Source organism: Streptosporangium sp. H13245, from assembly GCF_055690525.1.
In genome coordinates this window covers 311,533-328,298 of sequence record NZ_JBSZKT010000001.1, presented here as the reverse complement: position 1 = coordinate 328,298, position 16,766 = coordinate 311,533, and the positions used below count along the sequence as shown (strand labels likewise).

Below are 16,766 nucleotides of genomic sequence, written 5' to 3'. Positions count from 1 at the left end.
GGGAGCATCCACACCGGAGGTGTCCGATGACGCACCCGTTCGAGCTGAACCAGGAGATCGAGCTCGCCGCCACTCCCGAGCAGGTCTGGGACGCGATCGCGACCGGGCCGGGCGTCGACTCCTGGTTCATGGGACGCACCGAGCTGGGCACGTCCGCCGGAGGCCCCGCCCACCTCACGATGATGGGCCACACCCAGCGGTCCACGATCACCGCCTACGAGCCCGGCACCCGCCTCGCGACCCGTGGCGAGGAGGATCCCGACGGCCGGTTCATGGCGATGGAGTATCTCGTCGAGGGACGCGGCGGCGGCACGACCGTGCTGCGGCTCGTGCACAGCGGCGTGCTCGGTGACGACTGGGAGACCGAGTTCGAGGCGATGAAGGCCGGTTGGCCCATCTACCTGGAGACCCTCGGGCAGTACCTCACCCACTTCGCCGGACGCACCCCGTCGGTCACCACGTCCGTCCGGCCCGGAGCGGGCGGCCCGGACGCCGTCTGGAAGATCGTCACGGAGGCGCTGGGCGTCACGCCGGACGTCGGCGAGGGCGACCGCGTCCGGCTCCCCGACGGCTCCGCCGGGGTCGTCTACTACGCGAACCTGCCCGTCAACCTGGGCGTACGGACGGACGAGGGCCTGTACCGGTTCATCCACTCCGGCACCGCCCGAGGCGACGCCCTCTTCCTCGGCCACCAGAACTTCGCGGGCCGCGACGAGCAGGCCGCGTGGGACGCCTGGACGTCCGAGAACTTCGCCTGACCGGCCGAATCCCGCCCGGCCCGTCCGGAGCGGTGGCCGTACACCTCAGCGACACACCCCCTCAAGGAGCGTAATCACATGCGTACCGTGATCATTGAGTTCGTGAGCCTGGACGGCGTCGTACAAGCGCCGGGCGGACCCCAGGAGGACACCGACGGCGGCTTCGCCCACGGCGGCTGGTCACACCCGTTCTTCGACGCCGAGGTGATCGGCGGCGCCTTCGACGACGCGCTGGGCGGGGCCGAGGCGCTGCTGTTCGGACGCCGCACGTGGCAGACCATGGCCGCGGCGTGGCCCGGACGGGCCGGTGACCCGTTCGCCGACCGGATGAACACCATCCCGAAGTACGTGGTGTCCGGGACGCTGGGCGACGACGAGCTGACCTGGGACAACACCACCCGCATCCCCGGTGACGAGGCCGTCGCCCACATCCGGAAGCTGCGCGAGACCGACGGCGGCGACCTGGTGGTCATGGGAAGCCCCACCCTCGCGCGCACCCTCCTGGGCGAGGGCCTGGCCGACGAGCTCCGGCTCATCATCTCGCCGGTGATTCTCGGCGGCGGCAAGACGATCTTCCCCGACGACGGTGGCCTGCGCACGTTCGAACTGGTCTCCACGGTCACCAGCGGCGCGGGCGTGAACGTGTGCGTCTACCGGTCGACCGGCCAGGAACGGTAGCCCCGCCAATCGACGAACCGCCGGGGCGGCGGGCGGGAAATGAGGCCCCGGAAAGTGAGGCCCCGGGAAAGGGGCCGCTCGTGGCCCTACCTACCGGCGCAGAGGGCGGTGTCGAGAGCGGCGTTGACCTGCTGTCCGGCGGCCGGTGTGCCGGGCAGCGCGGTCACCGCGACCGTGGCCGAGCGGCCGTCCTCGGTCACGCCGTTGCGGGTCTCGTATCCCGGGACATCGCCGCCGTGGCCCCACGCGTGGCCGCCGCAGCTCAGCTTGATCTTCATCAGGCCGAGCCCGTAGCCCCAACCGGCCGGAGGCGCGGGCATCTCGACCGTGTGCTTCATCTCCTCCAGCTGCGTCGGCTTGAGCAGTTCGCCGCCCAGCAGCGCGACGAGGAAGCGGTTGACGTCACGCGGGGTGGCGATGAGCTGCCCGGCCGCCCACGCCATGGACGGGTCCATCCGCGTGACATCCACCATGGACGCGGCGCCCTGCGCACCGGGTCCCGTGGACGCGTAGCCGCGGGGGTGGGCGCCGCGGATCCCCTGCTCGCCGATGCCCGGCCAGTAGGTGTCACGCAGCCCGAGCGGCTTGATGATCCGGCCGGTGATCTCCTCGCCGATCGGGCGGCCGGTGATTTTCTGTACGAGCAGGCCGAGCACGACGTAGTTGGTGTTGGCGTAGCTCCACCCCGCGCCCGGAGCCGCCACCGGCTTCTGGGCCAGGCCCCTGTCGAGCAGTTCGCGAGGCTCGAAGTAGCGGTGCTGGAACTCGGAGAAAGGCGGCAGGTCCCCGGCGTAGTCCGGCAGGCCGGAGGTGTGCCGCAGCAGCTGGCGGATCGTGATGTTCCGGCCGTCGTTGCCGTTGCCGCGGACCAGGCCGGGGAGATACTCCTCCACCGGCGCGTCCAGGTCGAGCCTGCCCTCCCCGGCCAGCTGCAGCACGACCACGGCGACGAACGTCTTGGTGTTGCTGCCGACGCGTACCTGCCCGTTGACGGGAACCCTCGCCCCCGTCCTCAGGTCCGCCACACCGGCGGTGTAGTCGCGGGTACGCCCGTCGCGGCCCCGCACCGCCGCCAGGGCGGCGGGGAAGCCGCCGCCGCGGACCAGGTCGTTCAGGCTCGTCTGCATGCTGTCGGCGGGACCGGTCCGCGGGGCGGCGTCGGCGGTGGCCGGGGCGACGGCCAGGCCGAGGCTGCTCAGCGCGACGACGGCCGCGGTGGCCAGGGCCGGTAGGCCACGGCGCCCGGTGGACGCGGACCTGGTCGACGGGGAGGTGACGGTGGTGAAGGGGAGCATCGGAGGCTCTCTGCTTGATGGCGTGGTGTGGTGCCAGTAAGCATGTCGGCGCGAGCAGGTCGTGATCGATACCGCCTACCGGCCTGTGTGGGGCCCCGCCCACCGGCCTGTGCGGGGTACGGCCAGCACTACCGCCGCACCGGAACCGGTTCGGCCACCCGCGTGTCCGCCGCCACCCCGGCGCATCGCACCGCCGGTCGGCGGGACGAGATCGAGCGACCGCGTCGGACGCGAGAACCGTCAGGCTCCACGTCGCGGACGGCTCGGCGAGATCGGCTCCCTGACCCGCTACCGTCCTGCCTCCGCGGTGGGGGCGGGTGTGTGCCGCGTCCGGTACGTCAGCCGACGCAGGAGCACCTCGGCGGGCCCCCGGCTGCCGCGACGCTCCAGGCCGCAGGCCGCGGCCACGGTGATCAGCCAGACGACGATCGCGTACCCGGCCACGGAGGCGCTGTGCAGGTGGGCTCCGACCCCGAGGCCCCACGCGGCCAGCACCGGGGCGCAGAGCAGCGACTGGGCGAGGTAGGCCGACATCGACCGCCTGCCCACCGAGGCCACCGCCGTGGACACCGGGCCGGGCCGTCGCCGACGCCCGAGCCGGTGCCCGACCAGCCCGAACACCGCCGCGTAGCCCAGCCCGGCGGGCAGGCCGGTGGCCGTCTGGGACACCTCGAAGACGAACATCGACTCCTCGGGGATCCTCAGCACACCCATGACCGCCGCCGCGTGCGGTAGCCCGCCCAGCCAGCCGACGGCGATGCCCACGACGGCGACGCGGCGCAGCAGCGGCAGGTGCTCGCCCGGCTGTTCCAGGATCCGCCGCCGGGCGGCCCAGAAACCGAGGACGATCGCGATGGGCAGCACGAGCCCCAGCAGGCCCTGGCCGACCACGACCATCGGCCAGAAGGCCAGGCGTTCCAACGCCGCGGCGAGCGGATCGCTCTCGGCGACGCTCGCCGCTCCGAAGGACAGGTAGCCGATGACCTCAGGGGACGTACCCGAGGCGAAGTAGGCCCCCACGGCGCTGAGCAGGGTCGCCAGGGTGAGGACGCCCATGCCGATCGCGGCCCAGACCAGCAGCGTGCGGTCCTTCCTGCGCAGGAACAGCCAGGAGAGGAGGAACCCGGCCAGGCCGTACGCGCCGAGAATGTCCCCCTGCCACAGCAGTGCCGCGTGCGCGAACCCGAACAGGAGCAGCCACAGGCTTCGGCGGCGCAGCAGTGCCCGTACGGCCCGCTCCGAGTGCCCGGCGGCCCGCTGGCGCGACAGAAGCTGCACCATGCCGTAGCCGAACAGGAACGCGAACATCGGATAGACCCGGAAGTCCACCCCGACGATGGCGATCACCTGGGTGATCCGGTCCAGCGCCGAACCTCCGGGCGGATGGATCGTGGTGGCCCGGAGCTCCCGGCCCCACAGATACCAGGGGGTGTTCGCCACGGCGATGAGCAACAGCATGAAGCCACGGGCGAGATCGGGCGCGAGCGCGCGTTCACCGGCCTGAACCGGGCCGCGGATCGGGGCGCTGGTCGTCGCCATGAGGGAACGGACCTCCTGTCGTGCTGTCGTGGCCGAGCGGGAGTCGTCTCGGACGTCGAGGGCGAAGCCGTGAGCCCGATAGGGAATTCGGCGGGGACGGCGAGGACCGGGCGTAGGACGCATTTAGCCCGAGAGCGGTCAAAGAGCGGATCCGCTTCAGTCGAGACAGAAGCCGTGGCGGCCGGGATGCTCCAGCGGCAGCACGCACACGTTCTCGGACTCGGCGTCCACCGCCTCACAGGGAAGGAGGTCTCGAAGCTCTCGAACGCGTTCGTCCCACAGGAGCCATGACTCCTTGGCGTCCGGTCCCGGCCCGTAGGCCTGCCCCAGAGCCATGTGGGGACCCGGGTGCCCCTCCTGGATCTCGCACGTGACCTCCGTCTTCACGACGTTGTGGCCATCGGGGATCCTGTCGAGGACGAGGTATTCGTCGGCGGTGAGTGTCGTGCTGAGCGAGCACCAGGGCATCGGTGATTGTTCGGTCACGTAAAGTTACGATACGACGACAGACGGTACGAGGAGACCCGATTCGCAGAGCCGAACGACTCCCGGTGGCCCTACCAGGGAAAACCCAAAGTAATTCGCCGATGACCCATCGCCACGAAACGGCGATCGGCTGTCCGGGCTTCGTACGGCGCAGGTTGCGGCGAGCGCCTCCGCGCTCCTTTCCGCACGGGCGCTTCAGCTACGGCGCCTTGCCCGGACGGTCCCGTACGGATTGCCTCAGCGTCACAGGGCACGATGGGCGGCCTATGAGAAAGCGGCTACGGTCCGCACGGCGTATGGCGAGGCGGGCCGTGCGCGGAGGTGGGTGGGTGCTCCGGGCGGCTTGTGAAAATCCGTAACCAGCGCGCCCGCCGGGCCGCAGGCCTGACACACCAGAACCGCCACCAACGACGGCCGCCCGGAGCACCCGCCCACCGGAGCGTGAACCCACCCGACACGCTCACCCGACACCCGCCGGCCAGGAAGCCGACGAACAGCCACCCACCTGATGCCGCGTTTCTCGACAGAGGTTGCCAACCGATTGAGACCTTGAGGCTGTCGGCCTTGACGTTTCAGGGCAGTGGGAACCTCTGTGCCTCCGACAAGGAACCTCGCGCCAGAGAGTACGGTGACGGCCTGTGGACGTTTACGGATCGATTACTTCATTCGCCGTTGTCGTGGGACTGCTCACCCTCACGCCCGGTTTGGACACGGCCCTGATCTTGCGTACTTCCCTGCTCGCCGGTAGAAGGTCGGCCTGGGCAGTGGTTCTCGGTATCCAGGCCGGGACGCTGCTATGGGGACTTCTGACAGCCGCCGGTCTGGCCGCTCTTCTCGCGGCCTCTCACCTCGCCTATGAGGTGCTGCGCTGGGCGGGTGTCGCCTATCTCATGTGGATGGGCGGTCAGATGCTTTGGCGTAGTCGTAAGGGTCCTGTAGGTGAGGCGACGGTACCCGAACAGTCCGGCGACGGACGATGGTTCCCGGCCTTCCGTCGCGGCTTGCTGACCAACCTGCTCAACCCGAAGGTGGGTGCCTTCTACGTCGCGGCGCTTCCTCAGTTCATGCCGGACGACGTACCTCACGCCGCGATGGGTGTCCTGCTGGCTGGTGTTCACGTCTGCGAGGGACTGTTGTGGAGTGCCCTGCTCATTGGGTTCACCGGTCTGGTGCGTGACTGGTTGCACAGGCCATCGGTCAAGCGTGGCCTGGATCGACTCACGGGCCTCATCGTGATCGGTTTCGGCCTACGGCTGGCGACGCAACAGTCGTGAACCACCGGGGTCGTGTGCCGCTGGGCGAGGTGGCCGGTTCCGGCCCGCGGCCCGGAACCGTCCCACCACAAGCCAAGACGAAGGTCAGATCATGACGTGTGACTCGGGGTGTCCGGCGAAGGAGAACTGGGCGTTGCGGGTGAGCTTGATGTCGTCGGCCTGCCAGGTGTGCATGGTCTTGTCGCCGCTGCGCCAGTAGACGAAGTTGAAGCGGTCGGCGGAGTAGATCTTGACGCGGTCCTCCTTGAGGCGGCGGACCAGCCGGGTGTCCTCGCCGCGCGTGACGTCCTCGAAGCCGTAGTGACGGAACATGTCGGCCTTGCCGAGGAAGGTGCCGCCCTGGACCAGGAAGGCGTAGCGGTGCTCCAGGCCGGGCAGGCGCAGCATGGTGGTGTTGCTGCCCTCGAAGTAGGCGTAGTGGGCACCCTTGCCGACCAGTTCGGCGTCGGAGTAGTCGAAGGAGCGGGCCAGGTCCGACAGGTAGTGCTCGCCGTACAGGTTGTCGTCGTCCATCTTGGCGATCAGCTCGCCCTCGGCGGCGGCGATGCCCATGTTGAGGCAGGCGCCCAGCGACAGCGACTCGTCGGCGGGCAGGACCACCACGTCGGTGATCCCGGCCATCCGGGCCTTGTCGGCGACCACGACGGGGTCGATGTCGAGGCCGTGCAGGACCATGACGAGCTGGACGGGCCGGTGGATCTGCCGGGCGACCGAGGAGATCGCGTGCTCGATCTGGGCGGCGCGGTTGGTGGGCAGGACCACCGAGATCGACCGGGTCCGCTGCTGCACCGGCTTGCCGAGGATCCCCAGGATCTGGTCCACCCGGTGCGAGAACAGGTGCTTGTCGAAGACCTCGCGCATGGCCAGGTGCCCCTGGCGGGCGCGCAGCTCGGGGCTGTTGATCAGGTGCAGGACCTGGTTGTACGACTCAAGCTCGTCGCGGGCGATCGGGATCAGCGACCCGAAGGTCTCCTCGATGGCCCGGGACCAGCCGGAGACCATCGACGTCGAGCAGGCCGACAGCTCGAAGACGCGGCGGGCGCACATGGTCGGCGAGTCGAGCACCGAGTTCACGTTCAGGAAGACCTTGTACATCTTGTACGCGGCCAGCATCCGGTCGTAGGGGAGTTCGCCCACGATGTGCGGGACGTATTCCTTCGGCCAGGCGTACTTCGGGTCCACGGTGCCGTTGCGGGCGAAGATGTGCAGCCCGAGCTCGCGGATCGGGGCGATGACGGTTTCCATCTGCTCGCGGCGTTCGGGGTGCTTGTCCCTGAAGTACATGCCCGCGAAGACCACGTCGTTCACGCGCCCGCGCTTCTCCTGGATGGGGTTGTGCACCCGGGGCTGCGCGGCGAACTGCAGGACGTCGACCCGGTCGTGGCCCAGCACCTCGCGGTAGCGGGGGACCATGTCTCCGTCGCAGGTGAAGACGTAGTCGAACAGCTTGGCCGTGTCGATGAAGAAGTCGAAGTTCGGCGGGTCCTCCTTGTTCCAGAAGACCGTGGGGATCCCCTCGGCGCGGCACCAGTCGATCAGGGCGAGCAGCTCGGGCTTGGGAGCCTTCGTACCGGTCATCTGGTAGCGCCAGCGGCCCTGGTTGCCGTGCCAGGCCGACTCCACGAACAGCAGTTCCGGACGGCGTTCGGCGAAGATCTGCGGCCAGTCGCGGAGCCCGAACTCGATCTGGTCCCACTCGTACTTGAACGCCATCCGGGAGAAGTCGTCCAGGATGACCGCGACCTTCATGCCGGGGCGGACGATCGGACCGGCGGGCCACTTGACCTGCGGTACGTCGACCACGGGCCCCTGCCTGTCGAGCTCCTCGACCACCTCGGACACCGGGCGGGGCGGCTTGGGCCCCTTGCGGGCCCGCATCGCCGAACGCAGCCTGCCCGGCAGCGCGGTGACCCCCGGCCCCTTGGCCCCCGTCAGTGCCTCGGCCACCCGGTAGGGGCGCTGCACCTTGGTCGACTCCAGCTTCCACTGCGCGTAGTCGGCCCGCGCCTCGGCGATGGCGAGTCGCCGCTCCAGATCGTGGACGCGTTCCTCAAGGCGCTCGACGACCTTGCGCTCCTCGGGCAGCCAGTTGATCGGCCCGAGACGCTGGAACTTCGGCTCTTCTGGGGTCTCATCGCTCATGGGGAATCGCCTTTGTCAGGGGTCGTGCCAGCGTACGACCAAAGCCGTACCGAAATAGCCGTTTTAAAGGGATTTGGGCGGTACGGATTGACCGGCCGGTGAGAGGTTGCCGCCGCGCAGCCAGCTCTCGATCACCCGGGCGATCCGCGGACCGGCCTTGCCGTCCCAGAGCGGGGGCAGCTCGCCCGACGGCGTCGCCGCGCCCTCCGCCAGCGCGCGGTCGGCGGCGGCGGCCAGCTGCGCGGGGGTGACGAGCCGGTTGGTGCCGTGCGTGATGGTGATCGGCCGCTCGGTGTTGGGCCGCACCGTGAGGCAGGGGACGCCCAGCATGGTCGTCTCCTCCTGCACGCCGCCGGAGTCGGTGACGACCAGCGTCGCGCCCCGCACCAGCGACAGGAAGTCCACGTAGCCCAGCGGGTCGACGATGAGGAGGTTCTCGCCGTTCACCAGTCCCGCCTCCGCCAGACGGGTCCGGCCGCGCGGGTGCAGCGGCACCACGATCGGGAGGCGCTCGCTCACCGACAGCACGGCGTCGACCAGCTCCTTGGCGGAGGCCGGGTCGTCGACGTTGCCGGGACGGTGCAGGGTGGCCACCCCGTACCGCTCGGGAAGGCCGAGCCGGGAGCGGACCGGGGCGGGGTCGAGGTGGTCCAGCGCGGAGAACAGGCTGTCGATCATCGGGTTGCCGACGAGGTGCACCCGGGCCGGGTCGACGCCCTCGGCGGCCAGGTGGGAGAGCGCGTCCGGCGAGGTGGCGAAGAGGATGTCGGACAGGCTGTCGGTGACGATCCGGTTGACCTCCTCGGGCATCTCCCGGTCGAAGGAGCGCAGGCCCGCCTCGACGTGCGCGGTCGGCACGTTGAGCTTGGCGCAGACGAGGATCGCGGCCAGCGTCGAGTTCACGTCGCCGTAGACGACGACCAGGGTGGGACGGTGCTCAAGCACCACGTCCTCCAGGCCGACGAGCAGGGCCGCCGTCTGGCGTGCGTGCGAGCCGGAACCGACGCCGAGGTTGGCGATCGGCTCGGGGAGACCGAGGTCGGCGAAGAACACGTCCGACATGAGCGCGTCGTAGTGCTGACCGGTGTGGATGATGCCCTGCCGTACCCCGAGCTCGGTGAGGGCGCGCACCACAGGGGCGCCCTTCACGAAGTTGGGGCGCGCGCCGAGCACGTGCAGGACGAGGGGATTATCGGGGCCCTGAGCAGCGCCCGGACGGGCAAAGTCCCTCATTGACCTCGCCTTTCATGCGGCAGTGGGGCAAACGTTGCCTATGGTACGGTCACGGCGTGGTATCCGATGCCAACAGGCCAGACTCCCCCTCGGTTCCAGCGAAGGTTCCGGCGAAACCCCCGGGTCCGGCGACATCCTCGGTTCCAGCGACACCCCCTCCTTCGGTGACGCTTCCGGCCGTCGAGACTCCCGCCGAAACCCCGGCCGCGACGCCCGCCGAAACTCCGGCTGGGACATCCGCCGAGCCCCCGGCTGAGACGTCCATCGAGACATCGACGGAAACGCCCGCCGAGACCCCGGTCGCGACGCTCGCCGAGACATCGGCTGAGACGTCCGCCGAAACTACGGCCGCGACGTCCGCCGAGACATCGGCTGAGACTCCGGCCGGGACGCCCGCCGAGACCCCGGACGCGGTCCCGGGCTCCGACGTGCCCCCGGTCTCCGACATGCCCACCGTCACGGCGAGGCCCTCGGACGAGGACGAGGAGAAGGTCCCCGCGACGCTCCCGGCGTCCCCGGTCACCCCGGCGCCCCCGGGCTCCCCGGGTTCCCCCGCGAAACCGGTGTCGGCGAAGTCGGCCAGGGCCGGACTGCGCGGGCTCATCAAGGGGTTCGTCCAGCACCCGGTGATCGTCTCCCGGGTCGTGGCGACCAAGGTGAAGTCCGACCCGGTACGCGTGGCGCAGGCGGCGGCCGAGACGCTCCCGCCGAGTGTCCGCCCCGTCGTGGGCCGGTTCGCCTGGCCCGTCGCGCGCCGCGCCAAGATCGTCGTACGCAAGCTCGGCATGCGCCTGGTGAAGGGCCCGTGGAGCGAGGCGAAGGAGCACTTCGACTCCGGCCGGATGAGCGAGGCCGCCGCGGTGCTGCAGGCCCACACGCGCTATCCCTTCATCAAGCGGCGGGCCGCCTACTACGCCGGGGAACTGGCCGCGATCCAGCCGAACCCGATCCCGCCCAAGGCCAAGGTGATCGTGGGCGAGCGGTTCCAGGGCCGGGTGCTGCACTGCGTGACCAACGCGCTGCCGTACACGCAGGCCGGGTACACCGTCCGCACGCACCGCATCGTCACCTCGCAGAAGGCCGCCGGGCTCGACCCGCACGTCGTGACCAGCTGGGGCTGGCCGATGATGCAGGGGCACGCCGACGCGACGCCGTACGAGGAGATCGACGGGATCCCCTACCACCGGCTGATCCCGAGCGGTGAGGTGCCCTTCGAGACGCAGGGGCGGATGATCCGCGGCGCCGGAGAGGTGACCGAGCTGGTCAGGACCCTGCGCCCGCAGGTGCTGCACGCCGCGACCGACCACCGCAACGGGTCGGTGGCGCTGGCGGTGCGCGAACGCACCGGCACGCCGATGGTCTACGAGGTGCGGGGCTTCCTGGAGGAGACCTGGGCCTCCCGCGACCCCAAGCGCATCGGCAGCCAGCGGCACGTGCTCCAGCGCGACCGCGAAGCGTTCATCATGCGCTCCGCCGACGCCGTGGTCACCCTCGCGGAGACGATGGCCGCCGAGATCGTCGAACGCGGGGTGCCGAGGGAGCGAATCTATCTCGCGCCGAACGCGGTGGACGACGCGCTGCTCAGCGCCGAGTACGACGGCGCGGCCTTCCGCGCCGCGTACGGCATCGAGCCCGGCGAGATCGTGATGGGCTCGGTGTCGAGCATCGTGGCCTACGAGGGCTTCGCCACCATGATCAACGCGGCCGCGCTCCTGCGGGACGAGGGCGCGCCGGTCAGGGTGCTGCTCGTCGGCGACGGCGTGGAGCGGGCGGCGCTGCTCGAACAGGTCGAGGAACTGGGCCTGGGCGACATCGCGATCCTGCCGGGACGGGTCGGTCCCGACGAGGCCCTTCAAGCGCAGGCGGCCATCGACATCTTCGTCTGTCCCCGCGAGGACCTGCGTGTATGCCGACTTGTTACGCCATTGAAACCCGTCGAGGCGATGGCCCTCGGCAAGCCGGTCGTGCTGAGCGACCTTCCGGCCCTCTCCGAGCTCGTGGGCTCCGAGGGAGCCGGGCTTCTGGTGCCCGCGGGAGACCCGGAGGCGCTGGCCAAGGCGATCGCGGGGCTACGTGACGATCCGGGGCGAAGGGCCGAGATGGGTGAGGCGGGACGGGCCGAAGTGGCGGCGAAGCGTACGTGGAGCCGCATCGCGGAGACTTACCGTGATATTTACCGATCGATTGCCGGTTGATGGTCTCGTGTTGGTAACGGGGATCCCAGTCGTTTGCGATGCGTTCAATCGCATTAGGCGTAGCTCGTTCGGACTTGAGATAGCCTTTGCGACCATGAAGTGTTGTTTCCGGCGTTCCAAGGTCATCCAGTGACTGCCTACGACCTGGCCATCATCGGTCTGGGCTACGTCGGCATGCCCCTGGCCAAGGAGGCCACGGCGGCTGGTCTGCGGGTCGTCGGCTTCGAGGTCGACTCCGCGAAGGTCGAGTCCCTCAACGCGGGCACGTCCTACATCGACGACCTCACCGACGCCGACCTTGAGCACATGCTGGCGGGCGGCTTCACCGCCACGCTGGACGAGTCCGTCCTGGCGGACAGCCGGACCGTCGTCATCTGCGTGCCGACCCCGCTGGACGAGGACCACCGCCCCGACCTGTCGGCGGTCGAGGGTGCCACCGGCACCGTCGCCCGCAACCTGCGCCCCGGCACGCTGGTGGTCCTGGAGTCCACCACCTGGCCCGGCACCACCGACGAGGTCGCCCGCCCCATCCTGGAGACGGGCTCGGGCCTCACCGCGGGCACCGACTTCCACCTCGCCTTCTCGCCCGAGCGCATCGACCCGGGCAACCCCAAGTACGGCCTGCGCAACACCCCGAAGGTCGTCGGCGGTTACACCCCGGCCTGCAAGGACCGCGCGGTCGGGTTCTACGCCCAGTTCATCGAGCAGGTCGTGCCGGTCAGCGGCACCCGCGAGGCCGAGATGGCCAAGCTCCTGGAGAACACCTACCGCCACGTCAACATCGCCCTCGTCAACGAGATGGCGATCTTCTGCGACGAGCTGGGTGTCGACCTCTGGGAGTCGATCGAGGCCGCGGCCACCAAGCCGTTCGGGTTCCAGAAGTTCCTCCCCGGGCCCGGCGTCGGCGGGCACTGCATCCCCGTCGACCCGTCCTACCTCTCGTACACGGTGCGCAAGCTGGGCTACCCGTTCCGCTTCGTCGAGCTGGCCCAGGAGATCAACGAGCGGATGCCGTCGTACGTGGTGGCCCGCGTGCAGCGCCTGCTCAACCGGCAGCGGAAGCCCGTCAACGGCTCCAAGGTGCTGCTGCTCGGTGTCACGTACAAGCCCGACATCGCCGACGAGCGCGAGACACCGGCCCTGCCGGTCGCGCGGGCGCTGCTGGAGCTGGGGGCGGAGCTCGTCTTCGCCGACCCGTACGTCAAGGAGTGGCGGGTCGACGACGTCGACGTGCCGCGTGAGGAAGACCTCGCCAAGGCGGTGGCCGAAGCCGACGTGACGCTGTTGCTCCAGCAGCACGCCGCCTTCGACCTGTCGGTTGTCGAGGACCAAGGCAAGCTCGTGCTCGACACCCGAGGCGTGCTCGCCGAGGGTGAACGCGTCGAGCGGCTCTAGCGACGGAGGGCTGCGCGCAGTGCACGTGCTCGTCATGACGGTGGTGCATCACCCCGAGGACGCCCGGATCCTGCACCGGCAGATCCGCGCGCTCGTGGATGCCGGTCATGAGGTCACGTACGCGGCCCCGTACACGGCGCGGGGCGTGATGGCCCGCTCCTGGGTCAACGGCGTCGACCTCCCCCGCGCCGCGGAGCGCAAGCGGTTCTCGGCCGTGCGCGCCGCGCGCAAGGTGTTCAAGCGCATGCGCGGGCAGGTTGACCTCGTGGTCATCCACGACCCTGAGCTGCTGCTCGCGGTGGTGGGGGTGCGCAAGCGGCCCCCGGTGGTCTGGGACGTCCACGAGGACACCCCGGCGACGCTGTCGCTGAAGCCCTGGCTGCCCGCGATCCTGCGCCCGCCGGTGCGGTTCCTGGCCCGCCTGCTCGAAGGCACGGCCGAGCGGCACCTGCACCTGCTGCTGGCCGAGACCGCGTACGCGGGAAGGTTCCGCCAGGCCCACCTGGTGGTGCCCAACGAGACCTGGGTGCCCGACGAGGTGACCCCGCCGGGTGACGACCGCGTCGTCTACCTCGGCTGGCTGTCGGGGGCGCGCGGGGTGCGCGAGGCCATCGAGGTGGCCCGGCTGCTCCAGCCGTACCGGGTGGCGGTCGAGCTGATCGGTTACGCCGACCCGCAGTCGCGGCCGACGCTGAACGAGGCGGTGGCGGAGGGCGTGCTGGAGTGGCGCGACTTCATGCCGAACGACGAGGCGCTCAAGCGGCTCGACGGCGCGCTGGCCGGGCTCTCCCTGCTGCACGACGAGCCCAACTACCGGCACTCCATGCCCACGAAGATCGTGGAGTACATGGCGCACGGCATCCCGGTGATCACCACTCCCTCGCCCCGCGCGGTGGAGCTGGTCGAGCGCTACGACAGCGGCATGGTCGTGCCCTGGCAGGATCCCAAGGCCGTGGCCCAGGCCGTGCTCTTCCTGCGGGACGACGCCAGGGAGCGGTATGCCCGGGGCGCCCGAGGGTATGCGGCGGCTCGTGCGAACCACCACTGGCCCAACTCGGCCCGCCGTTTCGTCGCCCAGCTGGAGGCGTGGGCGGGCGTCAAGAGCTGATCTCCGGTACGGGGAGGCTCGCGGTGTCCGCCCGGCTCCTTATGTCTGCCTGATCACAAGAACGGTAGTGTCCTGAACGTGCGCTGGCTCATCGCTTTCCTGGGCGTGGCGATCCTCGCGGGTGTGGCGGCGTTCGTGGTGACCACGCCCGCCGGGAACGGCTCCCCGACGGCGGGAGGCTCGTCGCTCACCGCGTCGCCCTCCTCCTCGGCCTCCTCGACCTCGGCCTCCGCCACCCCCTCGGTGCCGGTGCCGGAGGTGGCCGAGTTCACCGACCCGTGTGGAACGTTCGACACGACGATGCGCTGGCCGTACGCGATCACCGGCTACTGGCTCATCCCGACCGCCGACCACTGCACCTGGCGGCGGCAGTTCGGCGCCATCCACGAGGTGGGCGGCGACACGGTGATCCGGATCGGCTGGGGCCTGCAGGCCCGCCGCCTCGACGACGACGGCCGGGTCCTCGACGGCGAGGGGAACGTCGACGCCCGCTACGAGCCGTGCGAGGAGGACGGGGTCCCGTGCGCGCTCGCGGCGGAGAACGACCTCAAGGCCGCCAACTCCGGCAACCGGGTGAGCTGGACGTTCGTCTACCGGACCGACGAGGCGTTCGGCCCCGACCTGTTCCGCTGCCCCGAGTTCGAGCGGAAGATCGTCACGGAGAAGACCGTCTTCTACCGGATCGTCGCCCCCGACGACGGCACCGACGACCCGAGCTGCTCGAACATCCGGGCCAGGGGGCGCGGCTACCACGTGATCCTGGTCGCGGCCGCGCACGAGGACAGCCTCACCGAGCTGCTCGACCTCGGCGACCGGTTCGGGGTGAAGGTCTATCCCGCGCTGCCGCTCGCCCCCCGCGACCCGGCGCAGAAGACCCGGGCCGCCAAGCAGGGCACGGACACGCTCACCACGCTCACCCGGCGGATCATGCAGGACTACGGCGCGCGTTTCCAGGACCGGGCCTCGCTGGGCGGTTTCTACCAGCCGTTCGAGCTGCAGATGCGCGAGATGAAGTATCTCGGCGACTCCGACTCCGACCACCCGACGCTCAGGGTCTACGCCTCGCAGCACGAGATCGTCGAGCAGGAGATGCCCGGCAGGCCCGTCCTCGTCAGCCCCTACCTCGACGCCCGCAAGCAGCGGCCGTTCAGCGCCACCCCCAAGCAGGTCGCCAAGGGCTTCGAGGCCCTCGCCAGGACCGGCGTCGGGATCATCGCCCCGCAGGACAGCCGGGGTACGGGCAAGGTCGGGCTGTTCTGGCCCGACCAGCGCGAGGACGAGGTCGACGAACGGCTGCGCCCGGTCGTCGAGGAGAAGACCAACGGCGACGCGTACCACGGCTCGACCCGCGACTACTACCGCGAGATGTCCCTCGCCAGGACCAGGATGGTCGAGCAGGGCTTCAACGTGCAGCTCTGGGCCAACGTCGAGGCCTTCGAACCGGCCGGGGAGGAGCGGTGCGCCGCGGGCTCCGACCGGGGGCGCACCGACAAGGAACGGCTCGACACGGCCGTGGCGCAGGTCGGGCGCTACGTCTCCAAGATCGTCTCCTACATGTGGAGCGACTTCTACACCTGCGGCACCCCGTCCCTCGCCGAGGAGATCGCCCGCGACTACAACCGGCCCATCGCGGCCGACGCGATCCGCATGCAGCGCGACATCCAGGACGGCATGGAGATCCGCGGCTACAACATCCCGATGGGCTCCAAGGTGACGATCACCTGGGAGGGCCAGGAGGAGCCCCGCGTCGTCGACGTGGCCGGGGTGAACCTGACCGAACCGCCCCCGGACCTGCCGGTGCGGATGGGGACGGCGTGGATCCCGTTCGACTGGACCAAGGTGCCCAAGGACGCCTGGGTCCAGGTCTCGGTCGCGGCGGCCGACGGACGTGCCGCCACCGAGACGCTGCACGTCCGCGTGCGGGTCTGACCGGTGTAACGTGCCTGCCATGGTGCCGCGCATTCCCGTCAGCGTGGACCTCGTCGTCCTCACGGTGCGCCGTCAGGTGCTGAGCGCGCTCGTCTGGCGGCGCGACAATCCGCCGTACGAGGGACGCTGGGCCCTGTCAGGCGGTTTCATCCAGCTCGACGAGGACCTGCCCGCCGCCGCGGCCCGTGTCCTCGCGGAACGGGCGGGCCTCCCGGGCGCCCCCGTGCACCTGGAGCAGCTCCAGACCTACGGCTACCCCGACCGCGACCCGCGCCAGCGCGTGCTGAGCGTGGCCTACCTCGGGCTCGCCCCGCACCTGCCGACCTCCACCGAGGTGCACATGAGCTGGCAGCCGGTCTCCGCGCTGCTGTGCGAGATGGCCTTCGACCACCGGCGCATCATGGTCGACGGGATCGAACGGGCCCGCGCCAAGCTGGAGTACACCCCGCTGGGCGCGGCCTTCTGCCCGCCGGAGTTCACCGTCGCCGAGCTGCGCCGGGTGTACGAGATCGTCTGGGGCCGCGCCCTCGACCCGCGAAACTTCCACCGCAAGGTCACCAAGGCCGAGGGCTTCCTGGTGCCCACCGGCGGCACCACCACCCGCGACGGCGGGCGCCCCGCCAAGCTCTACCGCCGGGGCCCCGCCGTGGCGCTGCACCCCCCGATGCTCCGCTCCCTCAAGGAGTAGCAGTGTCCCCGTTGTCGTGAGCCGCGGGGACCGCCGATCAGAGGTC

Annotated in this window: 14 protein-coding genes; 8 read left to right on the top strand and 6 right to left on the bottom strand. The window is 70.3% G+C overall.

Translation table 11 applies throughout. The annotated features are described in order from the left end of the window. The first annotated feature begins 26 nt into the window (after window positions 1-26). Together ACW9TB_RS01520 and ACW9TB_RS01515 are read left to right on the top strand one after the other, a co-directional pair. Complete coding sequence (locus tag ACW9TB_RS01520) at window positions 27-758, top strand: SRPBCC family protein (protein WP_472746074.1); 732 nt, start codon at window positions 27-29, stop codon at window positions 756-758. Window positions 759-836: 78 nt separating this feature from the next. Continuing rightward, on the top strand, window positions 837-1,436 hold the full coding sequence (locus ACW9TB_RS01515; protein ID WP_472746073.1) for a dihydrofolate reductase family protein: 600 nt from the start codon (window positions 837-839) through the stop codon (window positions 1,434-1,436). Window positions 1,437-1,522: 86 nt separating this feature from the next. On the opposite strand, the gene ACW9TB_RS01510 is transcribed toward ACW9TB_RS01515, so the two are convergent. From ACW9TB_RS01510 to ACW9TB_RS01500, 3 genes are all read right to left on the bottom strand, one after another. Next, window positions 1,523-2,731, bottom strand: a complete 1,209-nt coding sequence (locus ACW9TB_RS01510; protein ID WP_472746072.1) for a serine hydrolase domain-containing protein — start codon at window positions 2,729-2,731, stop codon at window positions 1,523-1,525. A 288-nt stretch (window positions 2,732-3,019) separates the two neighbouring features. Continuing rightward, entirely contained in the window at window positions 3,020-4,270 is a 1,251-nt protein-coding gene (locus tag ACW9TB_RS01505; protein WP_472746071.1) for a DUF418 domain-containing protein, read from the bottom strand. Between the two features lie 156 nt (window positions 4,271-4,426). After that, window positions 4,427-4,756, bottom strand: coding sequence for a hypothetical protein (locus tag ACW9TB_RS01500; protein ID WP_472746070.1), 330 nt, complete (start codon window positions 4,754-4,756; stop codon window positions 4,427-4,429). A 638-nt stretch (window positions 4,757-5,394) separates the two neighbouring features. Between ACW9TB_RS01500 and ACW9TB_RS01495 the strand changes: the two genes are divergently transcribed. Further along, complete coding sequence (locus ACW9TB_RS01495) at window positions 5,395-6,030, top strand: LysE family translocator (RefSeq protein WP_472746069.1); 636 nt, start codon at window positions 5,395-5,397, stop codon at window positions 6,028-6,030. Window positions 6,031-6,114: 84 nt separating this feature from the next. On the opposite strand, the gene ACW9TB_RS01490 is transcribed toward ACW9TB_RS01495, so the two are convergent. The 3 genes from ACW9TB_RS01490 to ACW9TB_RS01480 all read right to left on the bottom strand — a co-directional run bounded on the left by ACW9TB_RS01490 (window position 6,115) and on the right by ACW9TB_RS01480 (window position 9,853). Then, complete coding sequence (locus ACW9TB_RS01490; protein ID WP_472746068.1) at window positions 6,115-8,172, bottom strand: glycosyltransferase family protein; 2,058 nt, start codon at window positions 8,170-8,172, stop codon at window positions 6,115-6,117. A 63-nt stretch (window positions 8,173-8,235) separates the two neighbouring features. Next, window positions 8,236-9,405 (bottom strand): non-hydrolyzing UDP-N-acetylglucosamine 2-epimerase, encoded by a 1,170-nt coding sequence (wecB, locus tag ACW9TB_RS01485; RefSeq protein WP_472746067.1) that lies wholly within the window; start codon window positions 9,403-9,405, stop codon window positions 8,236-8,238. A gap of 49 nt (window positions 9,406-9,454) precedes the next feature. Next, window positions 9,455-9,853 carry a hypothetical protein gene (locus tag ACW9TB_RS01480; protein ID WP_472746066.1) on the bottom strand — a complete coding sequence of 133 codons (399 nt, stop codon included), beginning with the start codon at window positions 9,851-9,853 and terminating at the stop codon, window positions 9,455-9,457. Here ACW9TB_RS01480 and ACW9TB_RS01475 point away from each other — a divergent pair. The 5 genes from ACW9TB_RS01475 (at window position 9,852) to ACW9TB_RS01455 (ending at window position 16,720) form a co-directional block, all read left to right on the top strand. Further along, window positions 9,852-11,600, top strand: a complete 1,749-nt coding sequence (locus tag ACW9TB_RS01475; protein ID WP_472746065.1) for a glycosyltransferase family 4 protein — start codon at window positions 9,852-9,854, stop codon at window positions 11,598-11,600. The genes ACW9TB_RS01480 and ACW9TB_RS01475 overlap by 2 nt on opposite strands. 129 nt (window positions 11,601-11,729) lie before the next feature. Further along, window positions 11,730-12,995, top strand: a complete 1,266-nt coding sequence (locus ACW9TB_RS01470; protein WP_472746064.1) for a nucleotide sugar dehydrogenase — start codon at window positions 11,730-11,732, stop codon at window positions 12,993-12,995. Between the two features lie 19 nt (window positions 12,996-13,014). Beyond that, window positions 13,015-14,103 (top strand): glycosyltransferase, encoded by a 1,089-nt coding sequence (locus ACW9TB_RS01465; protein WP_472746063.1) that lies wholly within the window; start codon window positions 13,015-13,017, stop codon window positions 14,101-14,103. Window positions 14,104-14,181: 78 nt separating this feature from the next. Next, a complete protein-coding gene (locus ACW9TB_RS01460; protein ID WP_472746062.1) occupies window positions 14,182-16,032 on the top strand; it encodes a DUF4434 domain-containing protein in 1,851 nt (616 codons plus the stop codon). 19 nt (window positions 16,033-16,051) lie between these two features. After that, window positions 16,052-16,720 carry an NUDIX hydrolase gene (locus tag ACW9TB_RS01455; protein ID WP_472746061.1) on the top strand — a complete coding sequence of 223 codons (669 nt, stop codon included), beginning with the start codon at window positions 16,052-16,054 and terminating at the stop codon, window positions 16,718-16,720. Window positions 16,721-16,766: the final 46 nt, after the last annotated feature.

Excerpts from the sequence above, each read along its gene's own strand:
- ACW9TB_RS01505 (WP_472746071.1), bottom strand. The coding sequence starts at position 4,270 with ATGGCGACGACCAGCGCCCCGATCCGCGGCCCGGTTCAGGCCGGTGAA.
- ACW9TB_RS01475 (WP_472746065.1), top strand. The coding sequence starts at position 9,852 with ATGCCCACCGTCACGGCGAGGCCCTCGGACGAGGACGAGGAGAAGGTC.
- ACW9TB_RS01455 (WP_472746061.1), top strand. The coding sequence starts at position 16,052 with ATGGTGCCGCGCATTCCCGTCAGCGTGGACCTCGTCGTCCTCACGGTG.
- ACW9TB_RS01515 (WP_472746073.1), top strand. The coding sequence starts at position 837 with ATGCGTACCGTGATCATTGAGTTCGTGAGCCTGGACGGCGTCGTACAA.
- ACW9TB_RS01490 (WP_472746068.1), bottom strand. The coding sequence starts at position 8,172 with ATGAGCGATGAGACCCCAGAAGAGCCGAAGTTCCAGCGTCTCGGGCCG.
- ACW9TB_RS01510 (WP_472746072.1), bottom strand. The coding sequence starts at position 2,731 with ATGCTCCCCTTCACCACCGTCACCTCCCCGTCGACCAGGTCCGCGTCC.
- ACW9TB_RS01480 (WP_472746066.1), bottom strand. The coding sequence starts at position 9,853 with ATGTCGGAGACCGGGGGCACGTCGGAGCCCGGGACCGCGTCCGGGGTC.
- wecB (WP_472746067.1), bottom strand. The coding sequence starts at position 9,405 with ATGAGGGACTTTGCCCGTCCGGGCGCTGCTCAGGGCCCCGATAATCCC.
- ACW9TB_RS01520 (WP_472746074.1), top strand. The coding sequence starts at position 27 with ATGACGCACCCGTTCGAGCTGAACCAGGAGATCGAGCTCGCCGCCACT.